This window comes from Roseomonas aerilata DSM 19363 (assembly GCF_000711725.1).
Taxonomy (GTDB): Bacteria; Pseudomonadota; Alphaproteobacteria; order Acetobacterales; family Acetobacteraceae; genus Roseomonas; species Roseomonas aerilata.
This window is the reverse complement of record NZ_JONP01000023.1, coordinates 58,577-80,366: the sequence shown is the minus strand read 5'-3', so window position 1 is coordinate 80,366 and position 21,790 is coordinate 58,577. Positions and strand designations below refer to the sequence as shown.

Below are 21,790 nucleotides of genomic sequence, written 5' to 3'. Positions count from 1 at the left end.
GTCGTCTCGATGATAATGCCGTCGAGCGACTTGCGCTTGACCAAGTTTCCGATGATCCGAATCAGATCGCCGCGCACGGTGCAGCAGATGCAGCCGTTGTTCATCTCGAAGACCTCCTCGTCCGCGTCGACGACGAGGTCGTTGTCTACGCCGAGCTCACTGAACTCGTTGATGACGACGGCGTACTTCTTGCCGTGGTCCTCCGTCAGGATGCGGTTGAGCAGGGTGGTCTTGCCGGCGCCGAGATAGCCGGTCAGCACGGTCACGGGGATCTGGGTCTGCGTTGTCATGAGGAACTCCTAATTTCGTCATTGCGCCGGAAGCGGCGTCGAGGCGGCGGTGAGGAAGGCGCGAAGGCTGGACTCCACACCCTCCCGCGCCATGTCGCGGACGATGAAGACAAGGCATGAGCGCTGGTCCGCATCCGGCCAGGCGGAGAGCCGGACCGTCGGGTGCAGGACATGCCCGACCGCGTGCAGTACGACCGGCCGGTGCTCGCCCTCGATGTTCAGCAAACCCTTCACGCGGAGCAGATCGGCGCCGCGCGTCGCGATCATCATGTCGAGCCAGAGGGCAAGTCCGGCGAGGGGCAGTGGCTTTTCGAACAGGAGGCAGAACGAGGAGATCCGAGGGTCGTGCCGGTTGGGATCGTGATGATGGCGATGGCTGTGCTCATGGCCGTCATGTTGCGTGAGCACCGCGGCCCGCGCTTCCTCGCCGAGCCAGATCAGCACCTCTTCAGCCTTGGCAGCCGGGCTGTAAGGACCCACGCCAAGGACAGCCCCCCGGTGACACATCACCTGCATAGACCGTCGGAGCGGCGCGGAGGGGTTCAGGCGCCCTAGGCGCTCCTCCAGGGAAGCTGTCACTCCCGGCACGGCGATGTCGGACTTGGTGAGGACGAGACGGTCGGCGACCGCGGCCTGCTTCACCGCCTCGGGCTGAGCGTCCAGTGTCGCTGCGCCGTTCACGGCGTCCACGAGGGTCACGACCTCGTCCAGCGCGAAGTCCCGCAGCAGCTGTGGATCGGACATCAGCGTGTGTAGGATCGGCGCCGGGTCGGCGAGCCCTGTGGTCTCGATGACGACGCGCCGGACCCGCTGCCCGGCCTCCATGCGGACGGCGGGACCGGCCAGGGCGCGCAGCAGGTCGCCGCGCACTGTGCAGCAGAGGCAGCCCGCATTGAGGAGGACGGCGTCCTCGTCGAGGCGCTCAACGAGGAGGTGGTCGAGCCCGACCTCCCCAAACTCGTTGATGAGAACCGCCGTGTCGGCGAGTTCCCGCCGCTTGAGCAGGTGGTTGAGAGGAGTCGTCTTGCCCGCCCCGAGAAGGCCGGTGAGCAGGGCAGCGGGAAGGGGAGGGTGGTCGGTCATGGCCTCGGTTATCCGTCCGCTGGCCATGTCGGCTGCAGCGAAAGGCCTTCTCTTCAAGATTCGTACGTTATAACATAACCCACATGACGCAAGTGCTATCGCCGCCCGGTGTCCTTCCGGGCACAGAGCGCCTCCTTGCTTTGGCAGAGGAGAGGTGTCGAAAGCTGAGCGTACGGCTCACGCCCTGGCGGCGGCAGGTCTTGAGCATCCTGCTGGAAGCACCTCGCCCGATGGGGGCCTATGCTCTCCTCGACCACCTGAGGGTGATGGCCGGTCCAGCGGCGCCGCCTGCCATCTATCGGGCGCTCGACTTCCTCGTTACCCAGGGCCTCGCCCATCGTCTTGCCTCTCAGTCGACCTATGTGGCGTGCATGACCTGTGGTGCCGCGCCCGGGCATGCCCACGCCTTCCTGCTGTGCCAGTCCTGTGGACGGGCAACCGAGATCGAGGACCATCGGGTCGAGCACGCGATCGCCAGCATGGTAGGGAGAGTTGGCTTTCAGGTGTTTGGCCGGACAGTAGAGGTGGATGGCCTCTGCAGCGGCTGCGCGTCCCACGAGAGCGTCAAGGTCAGTACTGCGCCAGCGCCGAGCACCGCCTGATTACGACGGGACAGAAATCTCTCCATCGCTCCGTTTCGCGTTCCGGGTGGAGGCTCAAATGTGTGACATGCAACGCGCTATTCTGGTCCTCCCGCTGTGCCTTCTCACCTTGTCCAGCTGCGCAACCGGGCCGAACCTGAACGATCGCCTCGCGGCGTATGTCGGGAAGTCGGAGCTTGAACTCGTCTCCACTATCGGCGTGCCGGCCAGCAACTATGAAACCGGCGGCCAAAAGTTTTTGAAGTACGAGGAGCAGCGAACTGTCGCCCCGCCCAGCGGCTACGCCGGTCCCTTCTATGGCGGTTTCGGGCGCGGCTTCTACGGCAGGTACGGCGGCTTTGGTGGCGGCTTCTCCACCACCTACGCTCCCGTGCAGTGCGATGTTACCTTCGCCCTTCGCGAAGGCTGGGTCAGCGGGTACACTTACCGCGGACAGGGCTGCGCCTAAAACCGGCGGTTCTGGTGACCACCCGCTTCAGGGACACAACTGCTCAGGCTTCTTGTCTCAGGCAGCGTCCCCGCGCATCGCAGGTACAATCAGGCGGGTGTTGTGGCGGATCAGGGCCTCGTAAGTCGGCGCCGGACCATCGGGCGGGGAGAGCGCATCGGCGTAGAGGCTACCGCGCACGCGAACCCCGGCGTCCTGCGCCAGGCGCTCCAACGTCGCAGGGTTGGACATGTTCTCGACGAAAACAGCGGTGATTCCTTCCGCCCGTACCTGCCGGATAAGCGAGGCGACCTCGGTTGCGGTGGGCTCCGAGGCCGTGCTGACGCCCTGCGGGGCCAAGAAGCGGATTCCGTAAGCGGCTCCGAAATAGCCGAAGGCGTCATGGCTGGTGACCACCTGTCGACGGGCCTCCGGTACAGTGGCAACAGCCGCACGCACCTCCCTGTCGAGCGTGGTCAGACGCGCGGTATAGGCCTCGGCGTTACGATGGTAGAGCGCTGCATTGGCGGGGTCGGCAGCGGACAGGCCGGCGGCGATATTGCGGACGTAGATCAGCGCATTGCGCGGGTCGCCCCAGGCGTGCGGATCCGGGGTGCGGCCGTCTTTGCCGCCGTACGAGTGTCCAGGATGGGCGTGGGCGTCGCCACCCTCCAGGAGACGCAGCCTCACGCCGTTCGTAGCCGTGACGAGGGTGCCCCGGAAGGAAGCGGCCAGGGTAAGCCGGTCCAGCCAAGTGTCGAAGCCCAGGCCGTTACGGACCAGGAGGGCCGCGCCGCGCAGTACCTCTGCGTCCGACGGCCGGGGCTGGAACTCGTGCGAGTCGGCGTCCGGACCGACGAGGACGCGCAGCGCCTGCGGCCGGTCGCCGGCGACCTGTCGTACCATGTCGCCAAGGATGGAGAAGCTGGCCACTACCGGGAGGGCCGAAGCGCGGGCCGGCTGGGCTAAGGCGGAGCGGGGCGCCAGCAGGCCGAGAGCAGTAGCGAGAAGAACACGACGATTGCTATGCATAGCTATGTTATAACATAACCAATCATGCAGGTGAACACCCGAGATCGGCTTGTGGGTGATCGCCGAGCAGGTGGCTTTGCCAAACGACCTGCACCGTCTGGATGTGGGCATGGGAGGCTCTGAAGGACAGACAATGAACCACTTCAACGCTGCAGAACTCGCGCCACTATCGGGGCAAACGGGAGCCGAGCCGGCCAGAACCGCTGAGGTTGGTTCCCTCGCGGCACCATCATGGGACAGGATGATGCAAGCCGTAGACGCCGTCCGGGACCGACTTGGCAGACACGTCGATCATGGGATCCGAGACATGGTCGCGGTCTCGAACCTGCTGGGTTTGCGGACCCTGCAATCCTGCGCAGGGCATGTGAACGAACAGGGTTACCAGCATGCCGCGCCGTGGGTTGATTTCGTTGTTGATGATGCGGTGCTCAGTCGTGTGGCGGCCCTGCTGGACACGTTTCATGCTGAGGGCGAGCCGTCCGATGACGTCCGCCTGCTCCTCGAGAAGCAGCGTCTTTCTAACGGCGGCGGTTACGTCGCGCTGGAAAGAACGCGGCAGCACCTGGCAGAGGGCTTACTGACGCGGCGCGAGGTCGATTTGCTCCGCGGCAGATTAGCTGATCGTCAAGCGGAGATGCAGCGCTTCGTCCACTTTCTGCGCCGGCAACTTCAACCCACCTCGCAGCAAAACGGGCCGACGACGGGACGCTCGCTGTGATCGGAGAGACGAGAGTTCCTGCCATTTCTTGAGATCGTCGCCGGTTGGTTCGCGCTGCCACTCAGCCTCTGGCAGGGGTGGTCGCAGTGGCACCATCTCGGCGGCTTGGTGGGCGGCTGGTGGTGACCCTCCGGCGACCCGCTGGCGAGTGGGCGATCGTCGATGCCGGTGGCCGGCCATTCCGCCCGACCATCGACGCACTCGCCAATACCGCCGCACAGCTTTTCCTAGAGGCGCGCGCGACGGGTTCCACTCTGATCGCCGAGCCGGACGAGCAGTGGTACCCGCACCACAGCGATCGGCGCCCGCTCCCTGTCCTGCGGGTCATGTTCGACGATCCGGCCAGCAGCTGGGTGCATCTCGATCCGGTGGACGGCGCCATCCTCGAGATGAGCGGGGCGCGGCAGCGCCTCTACCGATGGCTCTTCGCGGCTCCCCACTGGCTGGACTTCGCCCCGTTGCGCCAGAGACCAGCATGGGACGTGACAATCCTAAGCTTGCTCGCGGTCGGCGCATTCCTGTCGGTGAGCGGCATCGTGCTGGGGTGGCGTCGTCTAAGGGCTGCGTCAAGGAATGGAAGGTGACCCGTCGGAAACAATCACCCCGTGACTGCTAAGGACGAACAACTGTCCGCTGAACCTTCACCTCATGCACTTGCTCCCTGATCTGCTTCACTGCCCTCTAGTCAAGGTTCCGAAAGGTTCCGCAAGTGTAGGGTGGCGACCGCGGCTTACGCTAACGTCCGAAGAGGCAAAGCGCCCCGCTTCGAGGTGTATGGTTCGATCGGCCAGCTTACTGGCCAGCTCAAGGTCGTGCGTGACGATCAGGACGCCCATCCCCCTTTCTCCTGCCAGTTCACTGAGAAGGAGGAGCACCTCCTGCTGGGTAAGGGGATCCAGGCGTGAGGTCGGCTCATCCGCCAGCAGGAAAACAGGATCGAGCATCAGGACCCGCACGAGGGCGAAGCGCTGCAGCTCGCCGCCCGACAGAGCGGCCGGCACTCGATCGAGCAGAGTGGTGGAGAGGCGCAGTCGCTGGAGGAGGGGCGCGACGACGTTCCAGGCGACGCCATGCCGCTTGCTGAGGTCCTCTAGCGCCTGGCGCATGGTCTGATGCGGCACGAAGGCGCTGGGTGGATCCTGGTAGAGCTTGCCGAAGCGCCAGGACTCCACACCGGGCAGTCGGCGGACAGTCCCCGCATCGGGCGCAAGGAGGCCAAGCAATAGGTCCCCCAGCGTGGTCTTTCCGCAGCCGCTCGGCCCGGTGATGGCCACAACCTCGCCGCGCCTCACCGAGAGATCGACGCCTCGCAGCACCGGGCGGCCGCCAAAGGCGCGATGCAGGCCGTCGCCGGACACCACCACCTCGCCCCGTGGCGCGGCGCGTCCGGGCAGGGATGGCCAGCGCTCCGGTTCAGCATCGAGAAGGCGGCGCGTGTACTCATGCGCGGGGTAGTCCAGCACCGCCTCGGCCGGGCCCTGCTCCACCACCTCACCGTCCAGCATGACAGCCACGGTGCCACGCAGCGCGCGGGCGATGGCGACGTCATGGGTGACGCAGACGACGGTGCGGCCGCGATCTGCCTCGAGCCTGAGGCGTGCGCCGGCCTCGTCGCGACGGTCGGCGTCCAGGCCCTTGGTCGGCTCGTCAGCAAAGAGGACCGGTGCCTCCGAGGCACGCAGGATCGCGAGGGCAAGGCGTTGCGCCATGCCGCCGGACATCTGGAAAGGATAGAGTCCGGCGGCGCCCTCCAGCCCCAACTCTGCGAGCCTCCCGCGCGCTTCCTCCTCAGATTTGGTGGCAGGCAGGCCGCGAATCAGCCGATACACCTCGGCCACTTGGCCCAGGGCGCGCATGGTCGGATCCAAGGAGAGCCAGGGTTCCTGCGGCAACATGGCCAAGCGGCGGCCCCAGAGCCCGCGCCGGGCGCGTGGCGGTGCCGCGAGGATGTCGGTGCCGTCCAAGAGGACGCGGCCGGTCACGCGCAGCCTGGGCGGCAGGGTTCCCGTCGCCGCGCCGAGGACGAGGGACTTGCCCGAGCCTGTCTCGCCTAGCAGCGTCAGCGGCCGTCCCGGACCCGCCACGGCATCCACCCCGCGCACCAAGGGCATTCCGCTGGCCTCAATCCGCAGCCCCGAGATGGCGAGCGTGTCCATCACCGTGCACCCCGCCCTACCAGGAGATGGCAACCCAGAACCGCCATGAGGACGAGCGCGGCGGGCATCAGCACTGTCAAGGGGGCCTCGTAGGCGTGGGGCAGGAGTTCCGTCGTCATGCTGCCGAGCTCCGCGACCGGAGGCCGGATGCCGAGCCCGACGAAAGAGAGGGTGGAGATAGCGAGCACCGCCCCGCCCAGCCCGAAGGTGGCCAGGGTGGAGAGCGCCGGCAGCAGCTCCGGCAGGATCAGGCGACGCAGCACGTAGCCCCGGCCGAAGCCAAGCAGTCGGGCAGCCTCCACATGCGGCTTCGCCAGGATGCCGCGCGTGAGCGCGCGAGAGACGCGGAAGTACTCCACCCAGCCCACCAGGGCGAGGCCGAGATAGAGCGGCAGGAAGTCACCCGGTGCGAAGGCGACGAGCAGGAGCACGAGCAGCAGGCTCGGTAAGGCCAGCACGGCATCGGCGAGCAGCACGAGCCCGCTCTCCGCCCAGCCACCTCGCCAAGCCGCCATGACGCCGAGTAGCGTGCCCGGAACGGCGGCGCTGAGGACCGTCACCGCGGCGAGCAGGAGGGAGAGCCGCGTCGCATGCGCCATCCTTGCCAGCATCGAACGCCCGAGATGGTCGGTGCCGAGCAGGTACTCCGCGCCCGGCGCGGCCAATGAATGTGCAAGCACTTGCCGCGCCGGATCGGCGTCAACCACCCAGGGGCCGAGCACGGCGAAGCCGAGCAGGGCTGCCAGGAGCACCAGACCGGTTCTTTTGCCGGGTGAGAGAGTGCTGCCGCTCATGCTCCCGCCCTCGCGCGCCGTGGGTCGATGGTGGCGCAGGCAAGGTCCACCAGGGCGTTCACCAGCACAAAGAGCAGCCCCATCAGCAGCGCCGCGCCCTGCACGACGGGAACGTCGCGCGCGAAGATGGCGTGGACGAGGGCGTGGCCGATCCCTGGCCAGGAGAACAGGCTTTCCACGATGATCAGCCCCTCGATAAGGCCGATGAGCTGGAAGCCAAGAAGGGCTACCACGGGGATCGCCGCGTTGCGCAATCCGTGCCGCAGCACTGCGGCCCGCTCCGGCAAACCCTTCCATCGCGCAAAGGCCATGTACGGCGCGGTCGACACTGCAGCGACGGAGTCCCGCGTCACGCGCGCGGAGAGGGCCGCGAGGCCAAGGGCGAGGGTCAGCCCTGGCAGGATGAACTCGCGCCACCCCTCGAAACCAGCAGGCGGCAGCCAGCCCAGCCGGATCGAGAACACGGCGACCAGGAGCAGCCCGAGCGCATAGGCCGGAACGGCACGGAGCAGCACCGAGAGGCCGAGCGTGACGCGATCCGCCAGGCCGCTTGGGTGAAGGCCGGAGAGGATGCCAAGCGGAAGGCCGAGGATGGCCGAAAGCGGCAGGGCAACGGCGGCCAGGGACAACGTGTGGCCTAGCTGCCCCCTCAGTTCCTCCAGCACCGGCTCGCCTGTGACAAGGGAATGGCCGAGATCCAACCGCAGCAGCTGCCCGATCCAGTCCAGGAACTGCACGGCACGAGGGCGGTCCAAACCCAGCTCCTCCCGCACCAGCGCGGCGGCTGTGGCGTCCCCCATGTCCGGACCATAGCGCGCAGCGGCGAGACGGAAGGCCTGGTCGCCAGGCAGCGCGGCCATCAGGGCGAAGCCGAGCGCACCCACGATGAGGGCGACGAGCAACGCCTGCAGAAGGCGCACGAGGATGGGGCGCAGCAAGCTGCGCCAGTTGTGCCGGTCCATCTCAGCCCGCCCAGGTGATCTCGTGAAGTCGGAAGCTCGTCTCGAACGGATCCACCGTGACGTTGGCCAGATCCCGGCCGATAGCGATGCCGAGCTCGGACCAGGCAATCGGAATGACCGGCAACTCCTCCCGCAGGATGCGGGCGGAGCGTTGGCGGAGGTCCCGCTGCTCATCGTGGGGCGGACCTTCCGCCAGGCGGCGAAGGAGGCCGTCCAGATCGGGACTGGACCAGCCCATCGCGCCCCAGTCGCCCCCCTCCGGGCCGAAGTCCTGCACCAGCGTTCCGAAAGGGTCGGGCACGAGCACGTAGTTGCGGGCCAGTAGCGCCATCTCCAGCGTGCCGTCGCGGTGACCCAGCGGAATGTCCGACGAGTTGCCGATGCTCACCGTCATCTCGACGCCGATCTCACGGAACTGGGCCTGCAGCGCAGTCGCGATCGGCAGCAGCTCCGGCCAGGTGATGAAGGTGACGCAGGTGGTGCGGAAACGGAGCCCCTTGCCGTTTATTAGGATGCCGTCGTGCCCGGGACGCCAACCCGCCTCGGCAAGCAGTTCCCGTGCCCGGGCTAGGTCCCGCCCAGCGGCGGCGGTCTCGTCGTGCCATTCCGGCATCGTCGGCGGGAAGAGCTGATCCGCCGCGACAGCGGGGTTCCGCAGCAGGGCGGCGGCGATGCCCTCGCGATCCACAGCAAGGCTTAATGCCTTTCGTACGCGGAGGTCAGAGAAGAGTGGCGAGGCCGCGTTGAGCTTCAGGAGGCGCGTGCGAGGAACCGGCACCATGCGCAGCTCCACACGCGGACTGCGGCGGAGCCGGGCTACGGTAACAGGCTGCAGGGCCATGGTGAGGTCCGCCCGGCCGCTCTCCGCCATGCTCGCCCGCGCCTCTCCCTGGCCGACGACCAGGTAGGAGGCGCGCCCGACCGCCGGGCGAGGTCCCCACCAGCCCTCGAAGCGCGCGACGTCAAGCTGCAGCGGCGGCGCGAAGCGGTCGACGCGATAGGGACCGGTGCCGATCACCGCACGCACCCTCCCGTCCGCGCCATAAGCCGAGGGAGCGAGAATCATGCTGGCATAGTTCGCAAGGAAGGCCGGGAGCGGTGCGAAGGGGCGGCTCAGGCGCACCAGCACCTCCTCGCCCTCCGCATCGATGCTCATGATCGGGACACGTGACAGAGGAGAGGCGGCAGCGCGGGCATGGCGAAGGCTCGACGCGGCCGCTTCCGGAGTCACCGGGCTGTCGTCATGGAAGTGCACGCCAGACCGAATCTCAAAGCGCCAGAGTAGACCGTCAGGCGAAACGCTCCAGTGCGCCGCCAGCATCGGGACAGGCCGCCCTTCCGGATCGGCGCCCAGCAGCATCTCGCCGATACCCATGCGCGAGAAGACAGAACCTGAGCGCGCGGGATCCGGCCCCGCGAACTCGAAGGGGGAGACAATACGTAAGACTCGTTCCCCGTCGGACCGCGACGCGGAAGGCGTGTGCGACCGAGATACCTCAGGCAGAAGGGAGGCACCCAGGGCAGCGCCCAAGGAGCCGAGGGAACGGCGACGCATGAGGCGGCCTAGAGGCGGATCGTCAGGCCACCGAGCACGGTAAGCGGTGCACCGGGGGAGACCCAGACGTTGCTATAGGAGCGGTCGTAGTAACCCTTGTCGAAGACGTTGTTGACGTTGAGGTTCACCCGCACCCGCTCATTGACCTTGTAGTAGGCCAGCAGGTCCACCGTGGCGTAGTAGGGCAGGCGAAAGCCGGAGCCGAGGGTGTCGCCGGCGCGGCTGCCGACGACGTTCACGCCCGTGCCGAGACCCAGGCCTTGGAGCTTGCCGTCCTGGAACTCGTAAACGTTGAGCAGGCTGCCCGCGTGCTGCGGTACGTTCAGCAGCCGTGATCCCGGGCGGAGCGTGTTGTCCCGCGTCACGGCTGCGTCAATGAACGCGTAGCCCCCGATCACGCGCCAGCCCGGCGTCAGGTTGCCCGCGAGCGTCAGGTCAAAGCCGCGGCTGCGCACTTCACCGGCGGCAATGCTGAAGGCGCTGTCCGCCGGGTTGGCCGTCAGCACGTTCTCCCGGGTGATGTGGAACAGTGCGGCGGTGGCGCTCAGGCGATTGTCGAACAGGTCGAGCTTGGTTCCAACCTCGAAGGCTTGGCCCTCCTCCGGCGAGAAGGCACGCCCACTGATATCGCCGCCACGGTTCGGACGGAAGGACCGGGCATAGCTGGCGTAAGCCGAGACCTCGGGCGTGAGGTCATAAACCACGCCCAGCCGTGGCGTGGCTGCTGTCTGTGTCTGGGGCGAGGAGGTGCCGGTGACACGCTGGGTGAGGCCCTGGTCGAAGTGCTCCACGCGCACCCCCGCGAGCACCTTCAGGCGGTCGGTGACGGCGATCTGATCCTGGACAAAGCCCGCGATCGTGTCGGTGCGCTCCAGCGTACTGGAGCGGCGCGTCAGCGAGGGCAGAGCTTGGCCATAGGCAGGGTTGAAGATGTCGATGGCGAACGGCGCGGCATTCGGGTTGGAACGGTTCAGCACCTCACGGTTCGTGTAGTGCTCGTACTCCAGCCCGGCGAGGACGGTGTGGGCAATTGGCCCGGTCGTGAAGGTGCCGGTCAGATTGATCTGGGCGTCCACGTCGCTCCAGTTGAAGTTTCTCTCGCGCAGCTCCCGGCGCAGGGTGCGGCCGTCGGGACGCAGGCTGCTCGGCTCCACGGCCAAGCCCTCCAGCGTGCCACCGAAATACTGCACCCCGCCGCGGAGCGACCAGGCGTTGTTGAGGCGGTGATCGAAGCGGAACTGGCCAAGGCCGCTGGTGTTCTGGATGTCGCCAACGCCGGGCTCACCGAAGAACCGGGCTCGGGGCACGATGCCGGGCCGGTTACCGAATGCCACCACACCGCGGTCGAAGGCGCGGTTGTTGCGGAGGAACTCCGCTTCAATAGTAAAGGTAGTGTCCGGGGTAACCTGCCAGCTGAAGGCGGGGGCAAGATACTGGCGATTGCTGTCCACATGATCGCGGAAGCTGCCGCCGCTTTCGACTGCGCCGTTCAGACGATAGGTGACAGTGCCATCCGCCCGCAGCGCGCCCGCGGCGTCGAGGGTGCCACGGCGCAGGCCGTTGCTGTCGAACAGGCCGCCGAAGACAGCGAAGCTCTCCGGCTGCGGCTGCTTGGTGACGATGTTGAGCGTGCCGCCCGGATCGCCGCGTCCGTAGAGCAGGGAGGCTGGGCCACGCAGCACCTCCAGTCGCTCGATCCCGGCGGGGTCCGGGGAGCCCTGGTAACCGCGGTTCAAAGGGAAGCCGTTGCGGTAATACTCTCCGGTCGCGAAGCCGCGGACATTGTACTCGTAGAGGGTCTGGCCACCGAAGTTGTTGCCGCGCGCAATGCCGCCCGCATAGTCGAGAGCGGCATCCAGGCGCACCGCCGAAATGTCCTGCAGCACGGCCTGGGGCACGACGCTGATTGATTGCGGGACCTCTCGGATCGGCGTGTCAGTTCTGGTGGCGCTGATGGAGCGAGTGGCTTGGTAGCCTTCTACCGGGCCGTCACCGCGTTCGCGCGTACCGGTCACGGCCACCTCGGGAACAACGACGACGTCCCCGGAAGCAGGCGCCTCAACGAGGGTTTGAGCAGAGCCCTGTACAAGGCATGCGGTCATTGTGAGCGCGGCTGTTGAGAGGGCAAGGCGAAGCATGACACGGATCCCGAAGCGACAGGCTCTGGCGGGTACACGCTCTTTGACAGCAAAGCAATATTATAACATAACGCTTGGGACGCATCACGATTGGGGTTCCCTGACCTTCCGTTGCGTAACCGCAGCTACCAGTCGATTGGCAATTCAGTCGTCGCTGGAGCTTCGTGGCCTCTAGCGAGGACCAAGGAGTGAACCACAACGCGCGCACTCATGGTGTGGCCCTGGAGAACCAAGCGATGAACCCCGCGATACCCACCGGGCCTTCCGCCCTGCCATCCCCCGGTACCCGCCAGGCCATGACCGACCTGACCCACGCCGTGGCGGCACATGACCTTTCCCCCATCGGCCTGTTTATGCAGGCTGATCTGATCGTAAAGGGGGTCATGCTGCTGCTCGCAATCGCTTCGATCGCCTGCTGGAGCATTGTTATCCAGAAGATGGTGGCCACCCGCCGGCTACGCGGGGAGACGCGCAAGCTGGCCCGCGCGGCGTCTGGCGCTGTGGTGCCTGAGCGTGGCCTAGCCGCCGAGGTCATCCGTGCCGGCGCCCGCGAGTGGGAGGAGGGCCGCGACCCCGCCGAGAGCCGCGGCGAGTATCGAACGCGCATAGAGCACGCCATGCGTGCTCCGTTCTCTGCCGCCGTCCGCGCCGCCGAGCCCGGCCTGCCGCTGCTCGCCACCATCGGCGCCGTCGGCCCCTTCGTCGGCCTCTTCGGCACGGTCTGGGGCATCATGAACTCCTTCTCCGGCATCGCGGCCAGCGGCGACACGAGCCTCGCCGTGGTGGCGCCCGGCATCGCGGAGGCCCTCTTCGCCACCGCCATCGGCCTCGTCGCCGCCATCCCGGCCGTCATGGCCTACAACCGCTTCACCGTGACCTTCGCGCGGCTGCGGCAGGCCGGCATGGCCTCGATTTCCAAGCTGGCCGCCGGCATGGGGCGACAGCCGGCGCCCGGGTTGCCGGAGGCGGAAAACATGCCCCGCGCGGCCCAAGCGGCAGAGTAGTGCGCCATGGCCATGTCATTTGGTGAGCGCGGCGGGGACGATGACGACGACGCCCTGCCGATGGCCGACATGAACGTCACGCCGCTAGTGGACGTGATGCTGGTGCTGCTGATCGTCTTCATGGTGGCGGCGCCCATGATGACGGTGGGCGTGCCGGTGAACCTGCCGCGCACCAGTGCGGCCCGCGCGGCCTCCTCGAACCCGCCTCTGATCCTCACTGTCGGTCCGGACAACAAGCTCTACATCGGCAAGGAGGAGGTGGCGGAAGACGCGCTCACTTAGCGCTTGGTCGCGCTCCGCGAGACCGATCCGGAGGCTCCCGTGCATGTGCGCGGCGATCACAGCGTGCCCTACGGCGACGTGCTCCGTGTGATGGGCCGCGTCTCCCGCGCGGGTATCACCAAGGTATCTCTGATCGCCGAGGCTGATGCCGGGGCGCCGGCTGTGCAGCCGCGCTGAAGGGCGACGTTAATGGAGCCCCTTCTGACCGAGAAGCCGCGCGAGATCGTCGTGCCAGAACTGCACCCCGTTCCACTGCCGAAGCCCTCGCCTGCGGTACTGGCGGCTATGGCGAGCGCCGTATCGGCACCACCCTTGGCATTGGAACCAGTTGGCCGACGTCGCTTCCTGGGCCCGCTCGCCTGGGGCCTCTCCGCCCTGATCCATATCGGCTTGGCAGTACCCCTGCTCCTGCCCGGCACAGCGCAGGAAGCTCCTGCACAGGCAGTGGAGGTGGAGATCATGCCTGCGCCAGAGCCGCTGCTGGAGCAGGCCCCCCCAGCCATCACCGAGCAGGCTGTGCCACCTGAGGCCGCCCCTTCCCCGCCTCTTGAGGAAGCAGCGCCTCCTCCGCCCGATACGGTGGCCGCTGTTCTTCCACCCTCGCGGTGCAGCCCACCCAGGCAGCCCTACCAGCGCCCGAGCTGCCGCCTCCACCCGAGGAACTGCCAACGGAGACGGCGGAGCCAGTGCCCCAGCCTCCGCCTCCAGCCCCCCCACCGCCTCCGCCGCCACAGCAGGCCCGCCCCGTACAGCGCCCGCCGACTTCTCCGCCCCGGCGGCCACAGGTGGCCGAGCAGGTGCCGGTGCAGCCACATGCCCCGCCCGTGGCCCAGGTGCCTGCAGCGCCAAACCCGGTTCCTACCAGTCCGGCGTCGGCCCCCTCGCGCGCATCTTCCATTCCGCCCACCTTCGTCGGGCAAGTCCATGCCGCGCTGCGCCGCGTGCAGCGCTACCCTGCCGGCGCTCGCGCGCGCCGGGCTCAAGGCGTGGTTACGGTGAGCTTTACCCTGACCCGTGATGGGCGGGTGCTCAACGTCCGCCTCTCCCGCTCTTCCGGCGAGCAGGACTTCGACGAGGAAGCGCTGGCGATGATGGAGCGGGTCAGCATGCCGTCGTTGCCCGGTGACTATACTGGCGACAATGTGCCGTTGGTCGTGCCCATCAGCTTTATGCTACGATAACTTGGGATGGGTTCCGAAGGACGCGGGCCTACTGCTTGAGGCAGAGTGTCCTACGGATCCCGCCGCTTCAGATTATATCGAGCAATCCCCAGAGCAGTTGCTCGGCGTCCTGCGCGATTAGCACCCGAAGGAACTCCACGAGACACCGTCAACTCAGACCATTGGGCCGACCCGTGCAACACAGTCGCTCGCTGCCCGTCTTGGGCCGCAGCACCTCCAGCGTCTCCGCCCGGCGGCTGAGGGTCGAATGATCTGGCACCCCCAGATCAAGACCGAGCAGCTGCAAGATGGAGGCGACCAAGCCCTCGGTCTAGCGCAGCGCCAGGCGGAACACGGCACGCAACGTCAGGGCAGTTGCGATCGCCAGATCCGAGTACTTCGCTTGACCGCCCCGGCCACTGCGTGCCCCGGCTCGCCACCCCTCGATCGCCTCGGCCGTGAACCACACGGTGAGACTGCCCCGGGCGCGTAGGCCGACGTCGTACTCAGCCCAGTTGGTTACCTTCTGGTGCCGTTTGGGGATGCGGTGCCGGCGGTCAGCGTTGGCCTTGAAAGGCATGGCGGGCCTACCTCATGGTCAGAGCGATCGTCCCTGTGCCAGCCTACTCCAGCGCCCCAGTCGGGCGACCCGTGCAACAAGATGGAGGCAAATGCCAGCGGGTAGGGGCGCCGGCTCAAGCCGGCCCCTCCCTGTCGGGACTAGGCGACAAAGCAGTTATCTGTCGCCCAGCTAGGCCGACATCACGCCAGCCCCTGAAAAGCCTCCGTCGACTGCCAGGATGTGGCCGGTTATGTAGGTCGAGCGTGGTGAAGCAAGGAACAACACGGCTGCAGCGACCTCGGCTACCAAGCCGTAACGGGCGTCCGGGAGCTCGCGGAGCCAGCCGTCCCGCACCGCTTCCGAGTGCGATGCGGCAACGAGTGGCGTCTCAATTGGCCCAGGTGCGACGGCGTTGACGCGGACTCCGAGGTTGGCGAGTTCAACTGCCATGACCTGTGTGAGGTTCGCCACGGCCGCCTTCGTTGCGCCGTAGGCTGCCCGCCCCGCGTTGCCCCGCACACCCGAGGCGGAGCCCATATTCACGATGACTCCCCCCCGACCCGCCGCCACCATCCCGCGAGCGACCGCTTGTGCACAAAGGAAGGTGCCGCGCAGGTTAACCCCGAACATGCGATCGAGAAGAGCGACTTCCGTCTCGAGAAACGGCTGGGTCGCGCCGATACCTGCACAGTTCACAAGAACGTCGATGGGCGCTAGGGCTGAGGCGCGTGCGATCGCTGCATGTACCTCAGCCTCCACGGAAACGTCGAACGCGAGGCAAGCCCCTTGCTCGGCAGTTCCGCCCATCAAACAAAGCGTCTCCCCTGCGGCGGCTTCGTCACGGTCGGCCACCAACACGCGCGCGCCAGCCTCCGCGAATGCCAGGGCGCAGGAGCGGCCGATACCGCTTCCTCCACCTGTGACAAGAACGGTCTTGCCCTGAAACTCAGCCATTAGCGCAGCCCCGTCCGAAGCGTCTCGCGGTAGGCAAGGACCGCAAGAAGAGTGAGCAGCGCACCGCCGAGCACAATCCAAGATGGAGAGTAGGCGTTTCCGGTGCGGGAAATGAAGTAGGTTGCCAGAAAGGGCGCGGTGCCACCGAGCAGGGTGACAGGTATGTTCAGACTAACCGAAAGTCCGGTGTAACGCATCTTGGTCGGCATGAGTTCGGACATGGCGCAGAGTGCAGTGGCCGAGTGGGGTGCGAAGGCCAGGCTCATAAGGCCGAGCGCAAGTAAGGTCTGGCCCGGGTTGGCCGGGTCCAGGAGGTGGAAAGCCGGATAGGTCACAAGCCCGATCGCGATCGCGCCGGCCAGCATCATTGGCTTGCGGCCGACGATGTCGCTCAGCAAGGCGAAGAAGGGAAGCAAGAAGCAGTAGAAAGCGAGGTTATAGAGGTTGAGGCGTTGAGCCTGGGCCAGATCGAACTTCAGCACCGTCGCGAGATAGGTCGGCATATAGATGTAGTAGATGTAGATGCATGCCGAGGGTGCGCAGATGAGGCCCATGGCAATGAGGATAGAGCGCCATTCCTGACGAAGGCCGGTGAGGAGCGGCGCCTTCTCAACGTCATGATGCGCCTGTACGGATGCGAAGTGAGGGGTCTCCTCCAGCTTCAAGCGGAGATACAGCCCAACGAAGCCGAGCGGCAGGCCGGCGAGGAACGGCAAACGCCAACCCCAGCTATGCAGGGCCTCATAGGACAGCGTGGAGGTGAGGAGAGAGGCCACCCCTCCACCGACAAGGAGGGCGAGACCGATGGTGAAGGTTTGCCAGCCCGTATAGAAGCCGCGGCGACTGGCTGGCGCATACTCGGAGATGAAGGAGGTCGCGCCGCCATACTCACCGCCCACCGAGATACCTTGGACAAGGCGTAAAACGGTAAGCAAGATCGGCGCAGCGATACCGATCGAATGGTATGTCGGCATCAGGCCAATGAGTGTGGTGCACGCCGCGATCAAGAGGATTGCGACGGCAAGGGGCGTCTTGCGCCCGTAGCGATCGCCTAGATGCCCAAAAATGATACCGCCAAGCGGCCGAGAGGCGTAGCTGATCGCAAACACTGCGAAGGTCAGGAGCAAGCTGGCCGCGGGGTCGTCAGCGGGGAAGAATAGGCGTGCGATGACCGAAGCAAAATAGCCGTAGATGACGAAATCGAAGTACTCGATGAAATTCCCAATGCACGCCGCGATTAAGGCGCGCTTGTGCTGTGCCGCGACCGGACGCTCAGCTGTGGAGAGGGTTGCTACAGTTCTCATGTTCGTTTCCTCCGATGCCATTTCAGCGCTGGTTTTGTAATCGTCAGGCCAGTGTGCTGCCCCCGTCGACGACAATGGCGGACCCGTTCAAGTGTCGGGATGCGGGCGACAGCAGAAAAACGACCGTGTCCGCGACCTGGGCCGGTGTCGCCAGGGGTGCTGAAACAGCGCGCTCCACCCGACCGCCACTCGGAATCCGTCGTGCTGCCATGTCGTTGATGGCATCGATCATCGCAGTCTGGGTTGGGCCTGGGAGAACCGCGTTGACCCTGACGGCTGTTCCGACATGCTCCAACGCTGCCGTTCGGACTAGCCCAAGTACCGCGTGCTTGCTCGCTACATAGCCTGCGAGGTTGGCGCGTCCGCGAATGGAAGACGTGGAGCCAACGGCAACGAAACTTCCCCCTCCGCTCATCGCCGGTAGCCCATGCTTCATGCACAGGAAGGTGCCCACGACATTGACATCCAGGACCTGTTTGAAAGTATCGGTCGGATAGTCCGGCACCGCCTGGACGGAGCCCGGCACGCCGGCGGCGGCAACGAAGCCGCGCATCCCGCCAACTTGGCCTGCCGCATGCGCGACGACGGCAGCAACGTCCTCTTCCTGTGTCATGTCGCCGGGCAAGATGTCGGCCAGCGCACCTGCCGCGGCGAGTCCTGCGCGGACTTGCTCGAGGGCTGGCCTGTCCCGGTCCGTTAGCACCAAATGCCAACCCTCAAGGGCCAGCGCCTGGGCTGTAGCAGCGCCGATGCCGCCTCCGGCGCCCGTCACCACGGTGCAGCCCTGCGCAGACACGGGCATCTCAGGGGATCAAGCGCTTGAGAAGGCGTCGATCCTCTGCCGCGAAGCCGCCACCATAAACGTCAGATGTCATAAAATGAGCGCTGAGCACTTCCGGCGCCAGATCAGCGATCGGGTCGTAGCTGCTCTGGTATAGCGCCCAGTCAATCCGCCCGGGCACAGGCTTTGTGTATTGCAATGGCGTGCGGCGATAGACGACGTCCGCATAGGCGGTGCCCACCTTCTCGGGGTCAGGAAGGCGGCGAACATGGATCTCGCCGCCGGGCTGCTCAGACTCATCGGTGAGCATCACCATCGGTGCGCTGCTATCGGGCATGAAGCTGTAATCTACGAGCGGCACGCCACGCCGACGGACCCAGCCCGAGATGGCCCCGTCCGCCGTCTCGTCGAAAGCATAGTGGGTGTCCTTCTTCGTGTAGCCGAACAACTCGCGTCCTGCGCAGATGCCCATCGGGTCGCTGCAGTACATGTAGATGTGCGTCTGGGTGAACAGGTCCTGATAGCGCACCGGAACTGTCACCATCAGGTCAAACATTTGTCCGGCATGGATTGCCAGCGTGTGACCGGGAGACAGCATGAAGCGGAAGGCGACGCGGTCATTCACCAACTCGAAGGGCGTGTCGGAGAGTAGCTTCTCGACCTTCGCGCGACCGACGCGCGTCACCACCTCAAGCGTGCGGAGCGGGCACTCCCACTCGACAGGATAAGCGGGAGAGTAGGGGGGGTTCACGCCGCTGCCCGGGTGCATCTCGTAGTTGCCAAACATTGGCGTATTGGGCGTGGTCATCTCAGATTTCCTCCGTAAGGCGCAACAAAGTCGGGGTTGACGAGCGTGCCAGGGCCGGCCTGCCTGACGTTGGTCAGACCGCAGAGGGCCATAGTGGCCTCCAGCTCGCGTGACATAATGTCGAGGCATTGCATTACGCCTGCCTCTCCGCCGGCGCCGAGACCGTAGAGATAAGCTCGGCCGATCATCACGTTGTCTGCGCCGAGGGCTAGCGCGCGCAGGATGTCCTGTCCGCTGCGAATGCCGCCGTCGACGAGCACTTCTGCGCGCCCTGCGACCACTGCGGCGATGCCGGGCAGGGCGCTGATGCTGGACGGTGCGCCGTCGAGTTGCCGGCCGCCATGGTTGGAGACAACGATGGCGTCGGCTCCGGCTTTGAGGGCCTCCTCCGCGTCGTATGCATCCATGATGCCTTTGACGACCAGCTTGCCGCCCCAACGCTGCTTTATCCAGCGAACATCGTCCCAGGTGACAGTACGGTCGAACTGCTTGCCCACCCATTCCGAGAACCGCATCGTGTCCGAGGCGCCCTCTGCATGGCCCACGATGTTGCCGAATGTGCGACGTTGCGTGCGTAGCATCGCGGCACACCAGCGCGGGCGCGAGATCATCGCAGCAAGGGTAGACAAGGTTATGCGTGGCGGGACCGAAAGCCCGTTGCGGATGTCCTTATAGCGTAGGCCCTGGATCGGCAGGTCCATGGTGAGAACCAGGGCGGAGCACTTTGCCGCCTTCGCGCGGTCGATCAACCGCTCGATGAAGCCGCGGTCCTTCATGATATAGAGCTGGAACCAGAAGGGCTGCTTCGTATGCGCCGCCAGATCCTCGATGGAGCAAATCGAGACTGTCGAGAGCACGTAGGGCACGCCAATCCGTGCCGCAGCACGCGCGGCGAGGATCTCGCCATCTGGGTGCAGCATGCCAGTTAACCCTGCCGGGGCCAGCACCAGTGGCATAGCCGCCCGCATCCCGAGGATGGCAGAACTGGTGTCAATCCCTGCGATGTTGACGCCTACACGCTGCCGAAAGAGCAGGCGGGCCAAGTCTTCGCCATTGCGGCGATAGGTGCTCTCCGTCCAGGATCCGCTGTTGACATAGTCATAGAAGAGCGACGGCACCCGCCGTTTTGCGAGACGCTGCAGATCGTCGACGGAGGTGATGGTCTGGTCCACGCTCTAGCTTGCCATGGCTTCGGAGGTCTGCTCGCCAAGCCTCTGAATGCCGGCGCGCATGATCTGTCCCACGCGCAGATAGACGGGAGGCCGGAAGCCCATACCGACACCCGCAGGTGTTCCTGTGGCGATCACATCACCGGGTTGCAGGCTCATGAAGCAGCTCGTGTAGGCGACAAGGTTCGCGACACCGAAAATCATGTCGGCTGTCGTGCCGTTTTGGCGCCGCACGCCGTCCACCTCGAGCCATAACGTGAGTGCCTGAGGGTCCGGTATTTCGTCCCGTGTGACGAGCCAGGGGCCAATCGGGGCAAAGGCGTCGGCGGACTTGCCCTTATCCCACTGTCCGCCCCGCTCCATCTGCCAGGCGCGCTCCGACACGTCGTTGACGGTGCAATAGCCGGCGACGTGAGACAGGGCCTCCGCGTCAGTCACATTGCGCGCGGTGCGGCCGATCACCACGCCGAGTTCGACTTCCCAGTCCACCTTCTCAGCGCCGGGTGGGATGGCCACCGGGTCGTGAGGGCCGGTGATTGAGCTTGTGGCCTTGAGGAATATGATCGGCTCCTTGGGCTCGAGCAGATTCGCCTCTGCCGCGTGGTCCCGGTAGTTCAGGCCGATGCAAACGATCTTGCCGGTGCCGCCTGCGGGCGAGGCCAAACGCGACCTGGCCGGGATCGAGGGCAGGGCAGCCGGATCGCCTGCCCGTATACAGGCGAGACCTTCGTCCGAGAGGGCGGTACCTGCGATGTCCTGCACGACTTCAGTGAGGTCGCGGACGGTTCCGTCCGCGGCCAGGAGGCCGGGACGCTCGGTCTCCCGTTCTCCCCAGCGTACCAGTCGCATCGGCATCCCCCCCTTAGTTCCTAGACGCCTTAACGTCCGGGCCGCTCATTCTGAGCTGTGCAATGTACGGTGTGTGCGAAGGACGTTTGCAGGATAGGCGACAGATCGGGCATGTCAACAGTCAGAATCCCGGTATGGGGACCCAGTGATGAGTGAGGCTGAGAAGGGCCGAGACGTGCCGGAGGACAGCCACTCGCTGCAGGGCAAGGCTTTTGCCCTTCTTCGGGAAATGATTGCGGATGGTCGCTTGGCTCCCGGGGCTCAGCTCCTGGAGGCCCAGATCGTCAAGGCGTTCGGGATCAGCCGCACGCCGGCCCGCGGTGCGTTGCGGCTGCTTTGCTCTCAGGGACTGATCCGCGAGCGCCAGGGTCGGGGCTATGAGGTCGCGGGGGAAGCTGCAGCCGGCGCTGCGCGGCCAGCGGTGCTGGACGCTGTCAAAATTCCGTCCCTCCCACATTGGGAGCGCATGTACTCACAGCTTGAGCAGGCGCTTTGCGTTGCAACGATCTCTTCGACGGTCCGCATCGTTGAGGAGCGTGTGGCCGAGAATTTCGGGGTCAGTCGTACCGTCGTGCGGGATGTTCTGGCCCGGATGCACGGCATCGGGTTGGTCACCAAGGACACCCTTGGGCGATGGGTTGCACCACAGGTGACGCCGGAAGTTACCCACCAGATGTACGAGCTTCGCTGGCTCCTTGAGCCCAGCGCTCTGCTCCAAGCCGCCCCTCACCTCCCAAGGGCTCTTCTTGAGCAGTCCACGGCAACGGTGCAGGACGCGTTGGATGGTTTCCCGAAGGAGGGTTTTGACACTGACATCGCGGAGCATGACCTGCACGTCCGGGCGCTTTCCTTTTGCCCAAACCAGCAGATTCTCCACGCCCTCGGCCGCACGCGGATGCTGTTCGTGCCGACCCGCTACTTGTTCGATCCCGTGCTGCACATCCCGCTGGACCTAATCGCGGATGCCCTTCGGGAGCATTTGGAAATCTATCGCTTCCTGCTGGACGGCCGCGTATATCATGCAGCCGAAGCGTTGGAAGTGCATCTTCGTCGCGCTGACGAACGATGGCTTCAGCGTTTCAATCGGGGTGCCAGGCCGGAGGCGCGTCCGATGCCGGATTATCTGAGTGAGTTGGACTGAGCCGAGTGCCTTGGACACT

General features: G+C 65.8%; 21 protein-coding genes and 2 pseudogenes. 8 read left to right on the top strand and 15 right to left on the bottom strand.

Features of this window, described 5'->3' with window-relative positions:
• Nucleotides 1–290: CobW family GTP-binding protein (locus BO39_RS21425; protein ID WP_043837251.1), on the bottom strand; the 290-nt coding region annotated here is incomplete at its 3' end.
• Between the two features lie 18 nt (nucleotides 291–308).
• Complete coding sequence (locus BO39_RS21420) at nucleotides 309–1,373, bottom strand: CobW family GTP-binding protein (protein ID WP_043837249.1); 1,065 nt, start codon at nucleotides 1,371–1,373, stop codon at nucleotides 309–311.
• A gap of 83 nt (nucleotides 1,374–1,456) precedes the next feature.
• Here BO39_RS21420 and BO39_RS21415 point away from each other — a divergent pair, with 83 nt between their 5' ends.
• Nucleotides 1,457–1,975: a transcriptional repressor gene (locus tag BO39_RS21415; RefSeq protein ID WP_052402415.1), complete on the top strand. Its 519-nt coding sequence runs from the start codon at nucleotides 1,457–1,459 to the stop codon at nucleotides 1,973–1,975.
• Nucleotides 1,976–2,033: 58 nt separating this feature from the next.
• Entirely contained in the window at nucleotides 2,034–2,423 is a 390-nt protein-coding gene (locus BO39_RS30290) for a hypothetical protein (protein ID WP_052402414.1), read from the top strand.
• A 57-nt stretch (nucleotides 2,424–2,480) separates the two neighbouring features.
• On the opposite strand, the gene BO39_RS21405 is transcribed toward BO39_RS30290, so the two are convergent.
• Nucleotides 2,481–3,434, bottom strand: coding sequence for a metal ABC transporter substrate-binding protein (locus BO39_RS21405; protein WP_043837247.1), 954 nt, complete (start codon nucleotides 3,432–3,434; stop codon nucleotides 2,481–2,483).
• 307 nt (nucleotides 3,435–3,741) lie between these two features.
• Between BO39_RS21405 and BO39_RS21400 the strand changes: the two genes are divergently transcribed.
• On the top strand, nucleotides 3,742–4,152 hold the full coding sequence (locus BO39_RS21400; protein WP_156963812.1) for a hypothetical protein: 411 nt from the start codon (nucleotides 3,742–3,744) through the stop codon (nucleotides 4,150–4,152).
• Between the two features lie 119 nt (nucleotides 4,153–4,271).
• Nucleotides 4,272–4,736 carry a hypothetical protein gene (locus BO39_RS21395; protein WP_052402413.1) on the top strand — a complete coding sequence of 155 codons (465 nt, stop codon included), beginning with the start codon at nucleotides 4,272–4,274 and terminating at the stop codon, nucleotides 4,734–4,736.
• A gap of 87 nt (nucleotides 4,737–4,823) precedes the next feature.
• On the opposite strand, the gene BO39_RS21390 is transcribed toward BO39_RS21395, so the two are convergent.
• The 5 genes from BO39_RS21390 to BO39_RS21370 form a co-directional block, all read right to left on the bottom strand.
• Nucleotides 4,824–6,308 carry an ABC transporter ATP-binding protein gene (locus BO39_RS21390; protein ID WP_084698342.1) on the bottom strand — a complete coding sequence of 495 codons (1,485 nt, stop codon included), beginning with the start codon at nucleotides 6,306–6,308 and terminating at the stop codon, nucleotides 4,824–4,826.
• Nucleotides 6,308–7,060 carry an ABC transporter permease gene (locus tag BO39_RS21385; RefSeq protein WP_245615317.1) on the bottom strand — a complete coding sequence of 251 codons (753 nt, stop codon included), beginning with the start codon at nucleotides 7,058–7,060 and terminating at the stop codon, nucleotides 6,308–6,310. Before BO39_RS21385 ends, BO39_RS21390 begins: the two co-directional genes overlap by 1 nt.
• A gap of 38 nt (nucleotides 7,061–7,098) precedes the next feature.
• The gene (locus BO39_RS21380) at nucleotides 7,099–8,064 is read right to left on the bottom strand and encodes an ABC transporter permease (RefSeq protein WP_052402412.1); all 966 of its coding nucleotides are present in this window, start codon (nucleotides 8,062–8,064) and stop codon (nucleotides 7,099–7,101) included.
• 1 nt (nucleotide 8,065) lies between these two features.
• The gene (locus BO39_RS21375; RefSeq protein ID WP_245615320.1) at nucleotides 8,066–9,385 is read right to left on the bottom strand and encodes an ABC transporter substrate-binding protein; all 1,320 of its coding nucleotides are present in this window, start codon (nucleotides 9,383–9,385) and stop codon (nucleotides 8,066–8,068) included.
• A gap of 242 nt (nucleotides 9,386–9,627) precedes the next feature.
• Nucleotides 9,628–11,634: a TonB-dependent siderophore receptor gene (locus tag BO39_RS21370; RefSeq protein ID WP_043837311.1), complete on the bottom strand. Its 2,007-nt coding sequence runs from the start codon at nucleotides 11,632–11,634 to the stop codon at nucleotides 9,628–9,630.
• Nucleotides 11,635–11,993: 359 nt separating this feature from the next.
• On the opposite strand from BO39_RS21370, the gene BO39_RS21365 reads away from it, so the two are divergent.
• The 3 genes and pseudogenes from BO39_RS21365 to BO39_RS31370 all read left to right on the top strand — a co-directional run bounded on the left by BO39_RS21365 (nucleotide 11,994) and on the right by BO39_RS31370 (nucleotide 14,224).
• Entirely contained in the window at nucleotides 11,994–12,761 is a 768-nt protein-coding gene (locus BO39_RS21365) for a MotA/TolQ/ExbB proton channel family protein (protein ID WP_084698343.1), read from the top strand.
• A gap of 6 nt (nucleotides 12,762–12,767) precedes the next feature.
• Nucleotides 12,768–13,220 (top strand): annotated as a pseudogene (locus BO39_RS21360) (ExbD/TolR family protein).
• Between the two features lie 608 nt (nucleotides 13,221–13,828).
• On the top strand, nucleotides 13,829–14,224 hold the full coding sequence (locus BO39_RS31370; protein WP_084698340.1) for an energy transducer TonB: 396 nt from the start codon (nucleotides 13,829–13,831) through the stop codon (nucleotides 14,222–14,224).
• 157 nt (nucleotides 14,225–14,381) lie between these two features.
• Here BO39_RS31370 and BO39_RS30280 read toward each other — a convergent pair.
• From BO39_RS30280 to BO39_RS21320, 7 genes and pseudogenes are all read right to left on the bottom strand, one after another.
• Nucleotides 14,382–14,783 (bottom strand): annotated as a pseudogene (locus tag BO39_RS30280) (transposase); the annotation flags it as partial.
• Between the two features lie 171 nt (nucleotides 14,784–14,954).
• Nucleotides 14,955–15,719 (bottom strand): SDR family NAD(P)-dependent oxidoreductase, encoded by a 765-nt coding sequence (locus BO39_RS21345; protein ID WP_043837240.1) that lies wholly within the window; start codon nucleotides 15,717–15,719, stop codon nucleotides 14,955–14,957.
• Entirely contained in the window at nucleotides 15,719–17,023 is a 1,305-nt protein-coding gene (locus BO39_RS21340; protein ID WP_043837238.1) for an MFS transporter, read from the bottom strand. Before BO39_RS21340 ends, BO39_RS21345 begins: the two co-directional genes overlap by 1 nt.
• Before the next feature lie 43 nt (nucleotides 17,024–17,066).
• The gene (locus tag BO39_RS31365; protein ID WP_084698339.1) at nucleotides 17,067–17,825 is read right to left on the bottom strand and encodes an SDR family NAD(P)-dependent oxidoreductase; all 759 of its coding nucleotides are present in this window, start codon (nucleotides 17,823–17,825) and stop codon (nucleotides 17,067–17,069) included.
• Between the two features lies 1 nt (nucleotide 17,826).
• Nucleotides 17,827–18,612: an acetoacetate decarboxylase family protein gene (locus BO39_RS21330; RefSeq protein ID WP_211257508.1), complete on the bottom strand. Its 786-nt coding sequence runs from the start codon at nucleotides 18,610–18,612 to the stop codon at nucleotides 17,827–17,829.
• Entirely contained in the window at nucleotides 18,609–19,784 is a 1,176-nt protein-coding gene (locus BO39_RS21325) for an alpha-hydroxy acid oxidase (RefSeq protein WP_052402409.1), read from the bottom strand. The genes BO39_RS21330 and BO39_RS21325 overlap by 4 nt, the downstream gene beginning before the upstream one ends.
• A gap of 3 nt (nucleotides 19,785–19,787) precedes the next feature.
• Nucleotides 19,788–20,630 (bottom strand): fumarylacetoacetate hydrolase family protein, encoded by an 843-nt coding sequence (locus BO39_RS21320; protein WP_043837304.1) that lies wholly within the window; start codon nucleotides 20,628–20,630, stop codon nucleotides 19,788–19,790.
• Nucleotides 20,631–20,778: 148 nt separating this feature from the next.
• On the opposite strand from BO39_RS21320, the gene BO39_RS21315 reads away from it, so the two are divergent.
• Nucleotides 20,779–21,771: a GntR family transcriptional regulator gene (locus tag BO39_RS21315; RefSeq protein ID WP_052402408.1), complete on the top strand. Its 993-nt coding sequence runs from the start codon at nucleotides 20,779–20,781 to the stop codon at nucleotides 21,769–21,771.
• Nucleotides 21,772–21,790 lie beyond the last annotated feature (19 nt).